Here is a 14,140-nt window from a genome sequence, read left to right on the forward strand (position 1 = left end):
GACGCGAACCGGTGTCCACTTCGCTCGAAAACGCTCTAGCTCCCCTCACCCGACACGTTGAGCATCCCCTCCATCATCTTCACGCAGCCGCCGCCGACATGCACCGATGTGATGGCACCACTCTGTTTGCGCACCCGCGTCAGCAACAGGCTCGGTCGGCCCATGTCGACGCCCTGCCCGATCCGCAGACGCAATTCGCCATCACGTGCGGCATCGATGTCGGCGAGCAGCGCCGCGCAGGCCGCGGTCGCGCTGCCGGTGGCGGGATCTTCGGAGATGCCGCTCGCGCCCGGATGGAACATACGCGCCTGCAGATCGAGCGGCTGTTCGTTCGCCGGAACGTCGCGGGTGTAGAAATAGATGACGTCACGCCCGATGCGCGGCAACGCCTCGGCGAACGCCGCAGCATCCGGCTTGGCACGCCTCACCGCCTCGCGCGAGGCGATCTCAACCACCAGGAACGGCAAGCCGACCGAGACGACCTGCGGCGCATGACGATCGGTCTTCACGTCGCTCACCGACAGCGAGAGCAAGGCTGCCGCCTCGGCCGCGCTCACCTCGTTCATCCGCTGCAGCGCCTGCGGCGCCGTCAGCTCGGCGCCGCTGACGTTGCCTTGGTCGGACAGTATTTCGACCGGCACGAGCCCTGCCTTCTCCTCGAACCTCAGCCGCGCCGGCGCCTTTGCCGCCTGCGTTGCCAGCACAAAGCCGGTGCCGACGTTCGGATGGCCCGCGAACGGAATTTCGGAGCGCACCGTGAAGATGCGAACCTGGGCGTCGTTGGCGGAATCTTGCGGCGGCAGCACGAAGGTCGTCTCGGAATAATTGAACTCGGTGGCGATCGCCTGCATCTGCGCCGTCGACAGCCCGCCGGCGTCGAGCACCACGCCGAGCGGGTTGCCACCAAAAGCCCGGTCGGTGAATACGTCGACAGTGATGTAGCGCCGCTGCATTGGTCGTATCCTCTTACCCAGGCCGGCCGTCATCGACCGGATCGCAGCCATCGTAACACGGCCGCAAGGACGCTCTTCAGAGCATTCGGTGCAATCGTGCGCGAGCTAGAATCGAAACAGCTCGCGCGGCGACGCGAGCACGCGCGCGCGTTCATCGGCATCGGTGACAAGCTCGTCGAGAAATTTCCGGTTCTTCGTGTAGCTCTCCTTCGCCTCGAACTGGGTATGCGGCCAATCGCTACCCCACAACAGCCGCTCGACACCGTAGGCCGCGCGCAGCAGCGGATAGGCCTGTTTCGCGAATTGCTCGCCATCAGCACCGTTGCGATAGGGCGCCGAAATCTTGACCCAGACTCTTCGCGACGCGCCGAGCTTGAGGACGGACTGGAAGCCGGGATCGCTGACGCCGAGTTTCGGATCCGGCAGCGCATAATGATCGAGCACGACATTCACGCCGTGATCGAGGAGTTTCGGTGCGAATACGGCAAGATCGCTGGCGTTCCGCTGTACCTCGACCTGCCAGCCGAGCGCCTTGACCTGTGCAAGCAGCGCCTTCCACTCCGGCAGCGCCAGATCGGGAAGCGGCTGACCAACCAGATTGAGGCGGATGCCGACCACGCCGGCGCGGTCGAGCGCACGCAGCTCATCGGGTGAGACCGCGGGATCGACCACGGCGATGCCGCGCAAGCGGCCGTTGGTCGCCTTCAGGCACTCGACCAGATAGGAATTGTCTGTGCCGAGGAAGCTCGGCTGCACCAACACGCCGTTGGTGATGCCGTTCTGGTCGAGCTGCTTCAGATAGAGATCGAGCGGCGCGTCATAGTCCGGCGCATAGCGCCGGCCCGGCGCGAGCTTCAGCCCCCGGTGAAAGACGTGGGCGTGGGTATCGATCGACATGCGCGGGCTCACCACTTCAGCCATGGCTCCGCTCAAGCCGGTTGCCGACAGAGCGGCGACAAATCCCGCGGCAAACCGGCGCCGCGTCATACCATGTTCGTACGATGACATCTTCGCCCCTCATCATCACGCGTGCGTACCGATTGCGGCCTGCTCAAAAACCTTGCCGCGGGTTTCCGGCAGCATCAGCACGGCGAGCAACACCAGCGAATAGGCAAAGGCGGCGTCGATCCCGATCGCCGGGCCGAGGCCGATGTGATCGCTGAGGAAGCCGACCAGGAACGGAAATGCCGCGGAGATGATGCGGCCGAAATTGTAACAGAAGCCGACGCCGGTGCCGCGTACGCCGGCCGGATAGAGCTCGCTGAACAGCGCGGCCATGCTGGCGGGGATGCCGGCCGAGAAGAAGCCCAGTGGAAAGCCGAGCACCAGCATCTGCCCGTCGGTCAGCGGCGCGAAGATATAGACCAGCACGGTCACGACGCAGGCCGCCGCAAATAACGCCGCGTTGGCGCGGCGCCCGAGCCGGTCGCTGATGATGCCTGAGACCACGCAGCCGCAGAAGAAGGCAACGATGATCACGGCGAGATAGGCGCTCGAGCCGAGCACAGAGAGATGCCGCACCTCGCGCAGATAAGTCGGCAGGAACGTCGTCAATGCCGCGTAGCCGCCATGGGCGCCGATGCCGAACAGGCCGCCGATCAGCGTGGCGCGCAACACGTCGCGCTGGAAGATTCCCGCAAGCGTGGCGAAGAACGGCGGCGCAGCCTCGCTTGGTGCTGCGCGCGGCGGCTCCTTCAGTCCGCGGCGGATGTAGAGGATGAGCAGCGCCGGCACCAGGCCCACCGCGAACAGGATGCGCCAGCCAATGTCTGATGGCGCGTAGGTGAACACCAGCGCGGAGAGCAGCACCGCAACACCCCAGCCGACCGCCCAGGCGCTCTGCACGGCGCCGAGCGCCTTGCCGCGGTGCTCGGCGCGGATGATCTCGGCCATCAGCACCGCGCCGCAGGCCCATTCGGCGCCGAAGCCGATGCCCTGGATCGCCTTCAGGATCACGAGCTGGGTGTAGGTCATCGCAAAGGCGGAGGCGAAGGTCGCCAGCGCGAAGGTCGCAACCGTGATTTGCAATGCCTTCACCCGGCCGAAGCGATCGCCGAGCGCACCGCCCATCCAACCGCCGAACGCACCGAAGAACAGGGTGACTGAGCCGAGCAGGCCAGCGTCCGCCTTGCTGATTCCGAACGCTGCGATCAGCGCCGGAATCGCGAGGCTGAACATCTGGACGTCGAGCGCATCGAGGCCCCAGCCGCCAAAACTTGCCCAGAACGTGCGCCGTTCGAGCGGCGAGCATTCGCTGTACCAGTTTGCCATTGTCTCTCCCCGTGATTTGTTTTGTCGTTGATTTCTTATGTTGTGCTTGCCGCGCTCACCTGATCTCGGCGTGGTAGCGGAAGCGGTCCGCCGGCCCGCGCGAGCGGCGCCACTCGATCGGCCGCCGTTCGAGATCGAAGGCGAGGCGCTCGATCACGATCAGCGGCGCATGGGCCTCCAGCCGCAGCAGGCGGGATTGCATCTCGGTCGCGATCTCGACGGTGAGGATTTCGTCGGCCGAGACCACGATTTGGCCGCAGCTGTTCTCATAGAGCGGATACAGCAGATCGCCGAATTCGGCGGTATCGAGCGCAAGGATCGCCTCGAAGCGCGACTTCTGCAGCCAGATCTCCTCGGCCAGCAGCGGGACATCGTCGATCAGGCGCAGGCGCGACAGGCTGATGACGGGCTCGCCGACGGCAATCCGCAACGCCGACGCGACGGCCGAGGTCGCCGGCACGGATTTCCGCCGCAGGATGCGGCTCTGCGGCACGCGGCGCTCGCCGCTTTCGGACTGGAAGCGGAAGAAGCGAAACATCGAGGAGTTGAACCGCGCACGGCGCACGAAGGTGCCGCGGCCCTGCTGGCGCTCCAGCGCGCCGTCGCTGACGAGCTGATCGATCGCCTTGCGCACGGTGCCGATCGCGACGCCGTAATGCGCGCCGAGCTCGACCTCAGACGGGATCGGATCGCCCGGACGCCATTCGTTGCGGTTGATGCGCGCGGCCAGATCGTCGCGAAGACGCTGGTAGCGCGGCAGGCGGCTGTCGACGGCTGAGTTCATTTAGTCATCTATATGAATATAGGAATTCGCGTCAATAACTACTATAATACCCTATCCTAGTTGCCAGACCGGAACCGGTTGGTCGTAACCCCTCACCGGCACCTCGCCGCGCGAAACCGCGTCCGTGCAGTCGTCGCCGAGCGCATCGCGCACCGCGGACGAAATCAGGAATTGCGAGCCGAGGTCCTTGTTCAGCGCCTCCAGCCGCGCTGCAAAATTTACGGTGTCGCCGATCACGGTGTATTCCTTGCGGCGGGGCGAGCCGATATTGCCGGCGACCACCTCGCCGACATGGATGCCGATGCCGATGCGCAGCGGCCAGCTCGAGGCGACGTTAGCGCGCTCATTGGCCGCGAGCATTTCGCGCGCGGCGGCGACCGCGTGATGGGCGGCATCGCCGGACTCGAAGGGCGCACCGAACAGCGCCAGAAAGCCGTCGCCGAGGAACTTGTTCACGATGCCGCCATGGCGATCGAGGATGTCGACCAGCACCGCAAAGGCGCCGTCGAGCCTGTCAACCACCTCCTGCGGCGAGCGGGTGCGGGCGCCCGCGGTGAAACTGCGGAAGTCGACGAACATCACGGCGACGCGGCGGATGTCGCTCTCGGTCGAGGCGCCCTCCGCCATCAACCGCTCGACCACCTGCGGCGAGACATGCTGGCCGAACAGATTGGTGATGCGGTCGCGCGCGGTGGCTGCCGCGATACTGGCCGCGAACTGCCGCCGCAACTGCGTGCCGACGGCGCCGGCGAGAACGCCGCAGATCAGGATGATCGCGCTGCGCGAGGCGTGATAGTAGATATTCGGCTCCGGCGCGCCGCTGCCCGCCGGATGGAAGAACACCGCCATGTAAAACAGTTCCGCCGCTGCAACGAAGCCGGTGAAGGTCGACAGCCAGAAGTCGAGCCGCAGCGTCGAGAGGATGATGAAGACGAAATAGACCAGCGGCGCCACGAAGCCGAGCGCCTGCTCCGAGCCCATGCTGCGGATGTGCAGCGCCAGCACAACGGTCGGCAGCGATGTCTCGACCAGCACACCGATGTAGCGGCGGATCACCGGCAGGTCGAGTCCCTTGCGCATATGCCGGGTGATCGCCCCATGCACCCAGAGTTCGAACAGAATGAGCAGCCCGGTGATGTAGACGAGGTAGACGGGGCTGAGATTACCGTGCCAGGCGCGGCTGACCACCTGCGGCGCGAAGAAATAGACGACCAGGCCGGTGGCTTCAAGCAGGGCTGCCGTGCCGATCAGCGCCTTGATGCGGAGTAGCTCTGTGCTCATCACCTGCTGCATCAGCGCGTGATGGAAGTCGGCGGATACGGTCGAGTCGTGCTGCGTCGTGCCTTTGCTCCAGAATCCAGCCATCGCCCCCGCCCCAGTCATTCCGGGGCGCGAAGCGAACCCGGAATCTCGAGATTCCGGGTCTGGTACTACGCACCATCCCGGAATGACATTGGTCTCCATCATAGCCTCAATCAAGCGTACGGCGGAAGCGCGTCACGGCGATGGTCATGGCGAGCAGCATCAGGGCAGCCAGCGCGATCGTGTCGTATTGCAAATTCTGCATGCCCGCGCCCTTCAGCATGATGGCGCGGACGATGCGCACAAAATGGGTCAGCGGCAGGCCCTCGCCGATATATTGCGCCCAGACTGGCATGCCCGCGAACGGAAACATGAAGCCGGAGAGCAGGATGCTCGGCAGGAAGAACATCATCGAAAGCTGCATCGCCTGCAGCTGGTTCTGCACGATGGTCGAGAACGTGTAGCCGATCGACAGATTGGTGGTGATGAACAGCGTGGTCAGCAGCGCCAGCAGCGTGAGGCTGCCGAGGATCGGCACGCCGAACAGCAAGACGCCGATGCCGATAATCAGCGTGGCCTGGATGAAACCGACCATCACGTAAGGAATGATCTTGCCGAACATCACCTCGACCGGCCTGATCGGCATCGACAGCAGGCTCTCCATCGTGCCGCGCTCGATCTCGCGCGTCACCGAGAGCGCGGTGAAGATCAGCATGGTCATGGTCAAAATGGTCCCGACCAGGCCGGGCACGATGTTGAGCCGCGAGTCCGCCGCCGGGTTGTAGCGGGCATGGGCGCGGATTTCGAACGGCATTTCGGGGGGATCGCCGATATGCAGATCGTGCGCCAGCGCCGATTGCACCAGCGGTCCGAGCGCGCCGAGCGCCGATCCGGCCGCCACCGGATCGGTGGCATCGGCCGCAACCAAAAGCGCCGGCTTGTCGCCGCGCCGCACCGCGCGCTCGAAGCCGCGCGGGATCTCGACGCCGAACAGCACCTTTCCGGATTGCAGCAGGTCGTCGAACTCCTCGACGGTATGGACCTCGCGGGTGAAGTGGAAATAGGCGGTGTTCTCCATCGCCTTCAGGATCGAGCGGCCGAGATCGGAGTCCTCCTGCATCAGCACCGCGGTCGGCAGATTGCGCGGCGTGGTGTTGATGGCGTACCCGAACAACGTGAGCTGCATCACCGGCAGCATGATAATCATCGCAAACGAGACCCGGTCGCGGCGAAGCTGGATGAACTCCTTGATCAGCATCGCATAGCTGCGCCGCCAGAAACCGAACGCCGGCTCCCTCGTCTCTCGGGGTTGAATGGAATCGGTCGTGCTCATCGAAAATTATCCGTAGAGCGGCCCATCAGGTCGATGAAGACGTCTTCGAGCGACGGTTCGCTGGCATGCCAGTGCCATTTTGCGCCGTTGCGATACGGCGCGACGCTCGCCTCCAGCGCGGCCTTGTCGCGGCCGGAGACGTGCAGGCTGGTACCGAACGGCGCCACCATGTCGATGCCGGGCTTGCCGTTCAGCTCGGTCTGCAATGCATTGAGGTCCGTGCCAGTCACCGTGTAGGTCGATAGCGCGGAGCTTGCGATCACCTCGTCCACCGTACCGTGCACCAAGAGATGGCCGTAGGCGATATAAGCGATCTCGTGACAGCGCTCGGCCTCGTCCATGTAGTGGGTGGAGACCAGCACGGTGAGGCCCTCGGCGGCGAGCCCGTGGATCTCGTTCCAGAAATCGCGCCGCGCCTTGGGATCGACGCCGGCGGTCGGCTCGTCCAGCAGCAGCAATTCCGGATTGGGCAGCGTGCAGGCGCCGAGCGCGAGCCGTTGCTTCCAGCCGCCGGAGAGATTGCCGGCGAGTTGCTCCTCGCGGCCATTGAGGCCGATCCGCGCGATCATGTCGCGCGCGGCGCCGCGCGCGTCAGGCAGACCATAGACCCGCGCGACGAATTCGAGGTTCTCGCGCACCGAGAGATCCTGGTACAGGCTGAAGCGCTGCGTCATGTAGCCGACCCTGCGCTTGATCTTGTCGGCGTCGCGCCGGATGTCGTAGCCGAGGCAGGTGCCCTCTCCGCTGTCAGGCGTGAGCAGGCCGCAAAGCATGCGGATGGTCGTGGTCTTGCCGCTGCCGTTGGGGCCGAGGAAGCCGTAGATCGAGCCGCGCTTGACCTGCATCGACAGGTCATGAACCACCTCGCGCCCGCTGAACGATTTCGACAGCCCCTTCACATCGATGGCGATGCCAGATGAGTTGGACCGCGCACTGGCCGAAGCGCCGTTCATCTGCGGTCCGCCAGCGGCGTCCTGGCGTGGAGATAGACGCTGATCGGCTGTCCGACGCGCAAGGCATCGGGCCGGCTCGGCCGCGCCTGGATCAGATAGACCAGCTTGTTGCGCTCATCGAGGCTGTAGATCACGGGCGGGGTATATTCGGCCGTGGTGGCGATGAAATAGATTTTTGCGGCGAGATCGGCAGCGCAATTGTCGCAGGTGACCTTCACCTCGTCGCCGATCGCAAGCTTCGGCAGCTCGGTTTCCGGTACGAAGAAGCGCAGCTTCATGTTGCCGGGCGGCATGATCGACAGCACCGGTCGCTGCGCCTGAACCATCTCGCCTTCGCGGAAATAGATCTGCTGGATCGCGCCCGCGATCGGCGCAAAACCCTTGCGGCGGTCGAGCCGGGTCTGCGAGGTGTTGACGCGGGCTTCCGCGACGCGCAGCGCCGAGACGGCGGAATCCAGATTGGCCTGGGTACCGGCGCCGGTGCCCCGCAAGGAGGCCGCGCGGTCATAGGTCTGCTGCGCATTCGCCAGCGTCGCGTTGTTCTGGTTTAGATCGGCCTTCTGCAGATCGTCATCGACGGAATAAATCAGATCGCCAGGCTTGATCTCGTCGCCCTCGCGCACGTTCAGCTTGACGACGCGGCCGGACTCGTCCGGGCTGACGAAGATCATGTCGGCCTCGACCCAGCCCTGGAATCCGGGATCCCGCTTCTCCTTGCAGCCGGCGAGAGCCGCCGCCAGCGCAAACATCGTCACCAGCTTCATCATGCGCGACGAGGTCATGTTGTCCTCCGTTCGCCGAAGATCAGGTCGAGATGAACCTTGAACATCGCGACCCCGTCGAGCGGCGCGTGCCTGGCAAACAGGCTCTGCCAGATCACCGCGACGATCGCCGGCGCGACGACGAGCTGGGGGAATTGTGCGAGCTCCCGCTGCCGGATTTCGCCCCGTGTAATCGCGAGCTGGATCAGCGCGCCCATGGCGGCCAGTCCCTTCGACACCACCTCGCGGAAATAGAAATCGGCGATCGCGGGAAAGCGCGGGCCCTCCGCGACAATCAGCCGGATGATGTCGCCGCGCCGCGTCGCGACGATCTCGCGGATAAAGGTCTCGGCGAACCGCTCGACCGCGTCGCGCACCGGGCCGGTGATCGGGGGCGGCGCGGCCATGCGATCGATCAGAGGCACGAGCGCGGTGCGGATCAACTCCTCGAACATCGACTCTTTGTCCTTGAAGTGCAGGTAGAGCGTGCCCTTGGCGACGCCGGCCCGTTTCGCCACGTCGTCGAGCCGGGTCGCGGCAAAGCCGCGCGCGATGAACTCGTCCATCGCCGCTTCCACAATCGCCGCCCGCCGCTCCGCCGACTTCTCGGCACGGTTCGCCGCCGGCCTGGTGTCGGATCGCTTCGGCGAGACCACTTTTGGGGTCTTGGTGGCAGCAGCCCGGATGGTTGTCCGGCCCCCTGCGGGCGAGGTGCGGGTCGATATATCTGTGCGTTTTGCCATGCAAATTCATGACTGACTAGTCAGTCATTGTCAATGCGATTAGGGAGAAAACTCGCCAGGGTGCGGAATGTTCCAGTTGTGTCGAGCACCCGCTCGCGCCTGCCGCCACGGCCCGTTAGCTGTGAAACTTCAGCCCGTCGACGATCTTGTCGACCACCTTGCGCTCGGCACGGATGGCAAGGCCGACGAGGTTGAGATCGGCACGCGCGACCGCCCGGACCACCGCGCGATTGGCGGCATCATGCGTGGTCCTGAACATGTCCTCGGTGTAGAGCGCAGGCTTCACGTTGCGCGCCAGCGCGCGTTCAAGCGCCCGCGACAGCGCGGCGCGGTCGGCGCCGTAGACCAGGATCGGCTGGCCGATCAGGGACAGGTATTTTGTGCCCGAACCGTCCTCGTAATTCTCGCCGATGCATTCGGGAAAGGTGGCCGCGATACCACCTGACAGAAAGGCCGCGACGTTGAGCTTCTGCCAGACTTCCAAATCGGTGCGGATCACGACCGCGATCTTGGTGTCGAATTGCATGGCGCAAATCTAGCGGCAGAGCACCGGCCAGCGCTAGCCCTTGGCGTCGCAGGCCCAGGCGCGGATCACGCATTCCTTGCCGCCGAACTCGTAGCACTTCCTGGTCGCGGCGTTGAGCGAGCCCGAGATCTTCGGCGCCACGGCGTAGCCATGGGCGCCGCAGGGATTGGCCATGTCGACCGAGAGCGCGGCGCAGGCGCGCTTCATGGTCACGGCCGTGCAGTCGCCCTTGCACTGCTTCAGCGCGGCTGCACGCGCCGCCGCTTCCGCCGGGTAATCAAAGGCCTGGCCGTAGGCGCCGCATTTGCCGACCGCGAACGCGCCGGCGGCCCATGTTTCTGTGATGAAACGTGAGGCGCCAAGCAGCAATGTCAGGACAAGAACGATCAGCGCGCGGCGTTGCGCGGCGACGGTTGAAATGATCAAGACGGAAATCCCCCAGAACCCGGCGGCGAATCTACCCGGGGGTCGTTTCCAGATGGTGAATGACGGGTTGAGAGCGTTGCTCTATCAACTCGTCGTCCCGGCGAAAGCCGGGACCCATAGCCACCGAACTTTGTTGTAGGCGGGAAAGCGGCCCCAGCGACGCCGACAATGCGCATTTGTGGTAATGGCTTTCGCCGGGACGACGATTACCCCCGCCGTGCCGCTTCCAGCGCCTGCGGGGTGTCGATGTCGAGGAAGGCACTGTTGCCTTCGACCGGGACTTCGGCGACCGCCTCGGCGTGCCTGGCGATCAGGTGGCGAGCGCCGATGTCGCCGTCGAGCGTCATCAATTCCCGGAAGAAGCGCCGCGACCACAGCACCGGGTTGCCGCGTTTGCCGTCGTTGACTGGGACCGTGATCAGATGGCCGCGGTCCGGCTCAAAGGCCTCGATCAGGCGGTCGATCAACGCGGATGAAATCAGCGGCATGTCGCCGAGGCAGACGATGGCGCCGTCGGTTTTGTCGGAGACCGCTGATATCCCCGCTTTCACCGAGCTGGCAAGCCCGCCGGCAAAATCCGGGTTGCGGGCGAACTTCACCTTGAGGCCATTGAGCGCCTGCTCGATCAGGTCGGCCTGATGCCCGGTGACGACGATCACCTCCGAGGCCTTCGACGCCAGCACCTGCTCGGTAACGATGCGCACCAGCTTCTTGCCGTCAAGTTCGGCGAGCAGCTTGTTCGGGCCGCCCATCCGGGTCGAGCGTCCCGCGGCCAGCACAATCGCCGCGACGTTGCGGTTGCCCTCGATGTCGGGAACGGTGCGCGGCTGCGGCCGGGTCACGATCTCCATCAGCAAGCCGCCGACGCCCATGCCGGTGAGGTCCGACCGCGAGACCTTGATGCCGGCGAGCAGCCGCATCAGCACCCAGTCAAAGCCGTTCTCGACCGGCGAACGCGCGCAGCCCGGCGCGCCCAGCACCGGCACGCCACCGGCGCTGCCGATCAAGAGCAAATTGCCGGGATCGACCGGCATGCCGAAATGCTCGATGGCGCCGCCGATCTCGGTGATGGCAGCCGGGATCACGTCGCGCCGGTCGGCAATCGCAGACGCCCCGAACACGATGACGAGTTCGGCGCCAAGCGCGAGCAATTCCTTGATCGAAGCGGCCAGCACGGTCTCGTCATGCGGCACGCGGCGCTCGGCGATGATGACAGCTCCGGCCGGCGCCAGCCGCTCCGCGGTGACGCGCAGCGTCTTGTCGATCACTTTCGGGGCAAGGCCCGGCAGCAGCGTCGAGACCACGCCGACCTTCGTGATGGCGTAGGGCGCGATCCGCAGCGCGTCATTGCCGGCAACCGCGACGGCGGCGTCGCGCAGCTTCCCTTCCACGCCGAACGGGATCAGCTTGACGGTCGCGATCATCTCGCCTTCGACGACCGGCTTGAACGCCGCGAGGGTCGCAAAGGTGATGGCCTCGTCGACGCCATTGATGCGGTCGACCGCGGCGCGGTCGACGACCAGCACGCCAGGGCGCGCGGCAAACAAATTGGCGCGGCCGGTGAAGGCGCGCTCGACATTGACGCCCTCGCCCGCCACCGCCTGCGCGATGCTGGCAGCCGCGACGTCCTCGGAGACGTCGCCCTGCTCGAGCCGCACCACGACGACGTCCTTGACGCCGGCTTTGGTCAACGCCTCGACTTCCTCGGGGCCAATGGTCGTGCCCTTCTTGAGCACCAGCGCGCCCTGGCGGAGCGTATGCACGGTGACGCCGCCAATCGCGTCGGCCGGACTGGCGGGACCGAACTTCATGCCGCTACTTCTTTTTCCTTGGAGTTGTCTTTCGGAGGCAAACGCAATTGCGCGGTGATCTCGGCCATGATCGAGACCGCGATCTCCGACGGTGACACCGCGCCGATATCGAGGCCGATCGGAGCGTGGATGCGCGCGATGTCGCTGTCCTTGGCGCCTTGTGCGCGCAGCCGCTCGCCGCGCTTGGCGTGGGTCTTCCGCGAGCCGAGCGCGCCGATATAGAAGCAGTCGCGCTCGAAGGCGTGCAGCAGCGCCGGGTCGTCGATCTTGGGATCGTGGGTCACCGCGACGAAGGCCGTATAGTGATCGACATTGAGCGGCGGCAGCGCGACGTCGGGCCATTCGGCCACCAGCGGCACGTCGGGAAAGCGCTCGGGGCTGGCAAACGCCGTGCGCGGATCGACCACCGTGACGTCATAGTCGAGCGAGCGCGCAAGCGGCGCCAGGGCCTGGCTGATATGGACCGCGCCGATGATCACGAGCTTTGCGGTCGGCGCGTAGACGTTGAGGAACAGCTTCCGGCCAGCGGCCTCGACGTTGCCGCTCTTGCCCATCCGCAGCTGCTTTGACAGCTCGGCGCGGAGCGGATCGGCGGCGATGTCGCTCGCCTTCACCAGGCGCTGCTCGCCATTGGCGGTATCGGTGACGACGATGACCGGGCGGCGCGCGGCGCGCTCGGCGTTCAATTGCTTCAGCGTTTCGAGTTTCACGGCTAACCGACCTTCTCGACGAAGACCCGGATGGTGCCGCCGCAGGACAGGCCGACATTCCAGGCGGTCTCGTCAGCGACGCCGAATTCGAGCATTTTGGACTGGCCGCTCGAAATCACGTCGAGCGCCTCGGTGACGACGGCGCCCTCGACGCAGCCGCCGGAAACGCTCCCCAGGAACGTGCCGTCGTCGTTGATGACGAGGCTCGAGCCGGCCGGCCGCGGCGCCGAGCCCCAGGTCTCGACCACGGTGGCGAGCGCCACGCCGTGGCCTTGGCTCTGCCAGGTCTCAGCGGCCTGAAGAATGTCTTCGTCGCGGTTCAGCATTTAAGCCTCCCTCAGGCTACGGAACGGATCAGGCTGCGGTGGTGCACCGGCGGCGGGGACGACAGCGCCCCGATCAACCCCTTGATGGACGTCAAGTTATGCACCGGGCGGAATTCGTCAACGTGAGGCAACATCATTTTGATGCCCTGCGCCTTGGCCTCGAAACCAGAGTAGCGCAGCAGCGGATTGAGCCAGATCAGGCGGCGGCAAGACCTATGCAGCCGGTCCATCTCAAAGGCCAGTTTGGCATCCGCCTCCCGTTCCAGTCCATCGGATATAAGGAGCACGATGGCGCCTTGCCCGAGCACCCGGCGGGCCCAGAGCTGGTTGAACGTATGCAGCGAGGTCGCGATCCGCGTTCCGCCGGCCCAATCCTCGACCGAGGACGAGCAGCGCGCCAGCGCGTCATCAGGATCGCGCTGCCGTAACGCGCGCGTCACATTGGTGAGCCGGGTGCCGAACAGGAACACCGAGACGCGCTTGCGGGCATCGGTGATGGCGTGGAGGAAGTGCAGGAACAGGCGGGTGTACTCGCTCATCGAGCCGGAAATGTCGAGCAGCGCCACGATCGGCGCCGGCTTCTCGATCCGGCCGAGCTTGCGGATGTCGATGATCTCGCCGCCGGTGCGCAACGAGGCACGCAGGGTGCGGCGCATGTCGAGCCGCAAGCCGCGCGCATCCGGCTGGTAGCGGCGGGTCATAAGCTCGGCCTGCGGCAGCCGCATCATTGCGATCTCTCTGACGACCTCAGCGATCTCGGCCGCGGTCATCTGCGCAAAGTCCTTCTTCTGCAGCACCTCCTTGTCGGAGACCGAGAGTTTCAGCTCCTGCTCCTGGGCCTGCGGCCGCTCCTCGCGCATCGCGGGCTGCGCCATCGCCTCCTGGACCCGGCGCGAGGCCGGCGGCGGCTTCTTCTTGGCGTGATCGGGCAACGGCACCGAATCCAGCATGCTCTTCCACTCCTCGGCGGCGCGGAAGAACAGGTCGAAGGCCTGACGGAAGATCAGCGCGTGCTCGTGACGCTTGACGAAGATCGATTCCAGCGTGGTGAAGAGGTCGGCACGGTTGCCGACCTCGATCAACTGGATCGCGTTGAGCGCGTCGATCACCGAGCCCGGACCGACAGGAAGCCCGGCCGCCCGCAACGCGCGGGCAAAGCCGATGACATTGTCGGCCATGTGGCCGGTCGGAGGCGCAAGGTGATTGATCGCCATCGTTTGTTTCCTGTCATTCCGGGGCAC

15 protein-coding genes are annotated in these 14,140 nt (G+C 65.4%); all 15 read right to left on the reverse strand.

What is annotated here, in order from left to right; all coding sequences use genetic code 11:
• Positions 1-35 precede the first annotated feature (35 nt).
• Positions 36-953: a PhzF family phenazine biosynthesis protein gene (locus UP10_RS03430; RefSeq protein WP_044585946.1), complete on the reverse strand. Its 918-nt coding sequence runs from the start codon at positions 951-953 to the stop codon at positions 36-38.
• Between the two features lie 105 nt (positions 954-1,058).
• Positions 1,059-1,961 carry an amidohydrolase family protein gene (locus tag UP10_RS03435; protein WP_044585947.1) on the reverse strand — a complete coding sequence of 301 codons (903 nt, stop codon included), beginning with the start codon at positions 1,959-1,961 and terminating at the stop codon, positions 1,059-1,061.
• A gap of 15 nt (positions 1,962-1,976) precedes the next feature.
• Entirely contained in the window at positions 1,977-3,224 is a 1,248-nt protein-coding gene (locus UP10_RS03440; protein WP_044585948.1) for an MFS transporter, read from the reverse strand.
• 55 nt (positions 3,225-3,279) lie between these two features.
• Positions 3,280-4,008 carry a GntR family transcriptional regulator gene (locus tag UP10_RS03445; RefSeq protein WP_044585949.1) on the reverse strand — a complete coding sequence of 243 codons (729 nt, stop codon included), beginning with the start codon at positions 4,006-4,008 and terminating at the stop codon, positions 3,280-3,282.
• Positions 4,009-4,059: 51 nt separating this feature from the next.
• A complete protein-coding gene (locus tag UP10_RS03450) occupies positions 4,060-5,373 on the reverse strand; it encodes an adenylate/guanylate cyclase domain-containing protein (RefSeq protein ID WP_044585950.1) in 1,314 nt (437 codons plus the stop codon).
• A 106-nt stretch (positions 5,374-5,479) separates the two neighbouring features.
• On the reverse strand, positions 5,480-6,643 hold the full coding sequence (locus tag UP10_RS03455; RefSeq protein ID WP_044585951.1) for an ABC transporter permease: 1,164 nt from the start codon (positions 6,641-6,643) through the stop codon (positions 5,480-5,482).
• Positions 6,640-7,596, reverse strand: coding sequence for an ABC transporter ATP-binding protein (locus UP10_RS03460; RefSeq protein WP_044585952.1), 957 nt, complete (start codon positions 7,594-7,596; stop codon positions 6,640-6,642). The genes UP10_RS03455 and UP10_RS03460 overlap by 4 nt, the downstream gene beginning before the upstream one ends.
• On the reverse strand, positions 7,593-8,378 hold the full coding sequence (locus UP10_RS03465; RefSeq protein ID WP_044585953.1) for an HlyD family secretion protein: 786 nt from the start codon (positions 8,376-8,378) through the stop codon (positions 7,593-7,595). Before UP10_RS03465 ends, UP10_RS03460 begins: the two co-directional genes overlap by 4 nt.
• Positions 8,375-9,100 carry a TetR/AcrR family transcriptional regulator gene (locus UP10_RS03470; RefSeq protein WP_082076966.1) on the reverse strand — a complete coding sequence of 242 codons (726 nt, stop codon included), beginning with the start codon at positions 9,098-9,100 and terminating at the stop codon, positions 8,375-8,377. The genes UP10_RS03465 and UP10_RS03470 overlap by 4 nt, the downstream gene beginning before the upstream one ends.
• A 115-nt stretch (positions 9,101-9,215) precedes the next feature.
• Positions 9,216-9,626, reverse strand: a complete 411-nt coding sequence (locus UP10_RS03475) for a DUF2000 family protein (RefSeq protein ID WP_044585955.1) — start codon at positions 9,624-9,626, stop codon at positions 9,216-9,218.
• A 33-nt stretch (positions 9,627-9,659) separates the two neighbouring features.
• Positions 9,660-10,049, reverse strand: coding sequence for a DUF4189 domain-containing protein (locus tag UP10_RS03480; RefSeq protein WP_044586169.1), 390 nt, complete (start codon positions 10,047-10,049; stop codon positions 9,660-9,662).
• 209 nt (positions 10,050-10,258) lie between these two features.
• A complete protein-coding gene (locus UP10_RS03485; protein ID WP_044585956.1) occupies positions 10,259-11,863 on the reverse strand; it encodes an NTP transferase domain-containing protein in 1,605 nt (534 codons plus the stop codon).
• The gene (locus UP10_RS03490) at positions 11,860-12,573 is read right to left on the reverse strand and encodes an XdhC family protein (protein ID WP_044585957.1); all 714 of its coding nucleotides are present in this window, start codon (positions 12,571-12,573) and stop codon (positions 11,860-11,862) included. The genes UP10_RS03485 and UP10_RS03490 overlap by 4 nt, the downstream gene beginning before the upstream one ends.
• 2 nt (positions 12,574-12,575) lie before the next feature.
• Positions 12,576-12,899, reverse strand: coding sequence for an XdhC family protein (locus UP10_RS03495; RefSeq protein ID WP_044541456.1), 324 nt, complete (start codon positions 12,897-12,899; stop codon positions 12,576-12,578).
• Between the two features lie 11 nt (positions 12,900-12,910).
• A complete protein-coding gene (locus UP10_RS03500; RefSeq protein ID WP_044585958.1) occupies positions 12,911-14,113 on the reverse strand; it encodes a vWA domain-containing protein in 1,203 nt (400 codons plus the stop codon).
• Between the last annotated feature and the right edge of the window lie 27 nt (positions 14,114-14,140).

The sequence above is a fragment of the Bradyrhizobium sp. LTSPM299 genome, assembly GCF_000938235.1.
Taxonomy (GTDB): Bacteria; Pseudomonadota; Alphaproteobacteria; order Rhizobiales; family Xanthobacteraceae; genus Bradyrhizobium.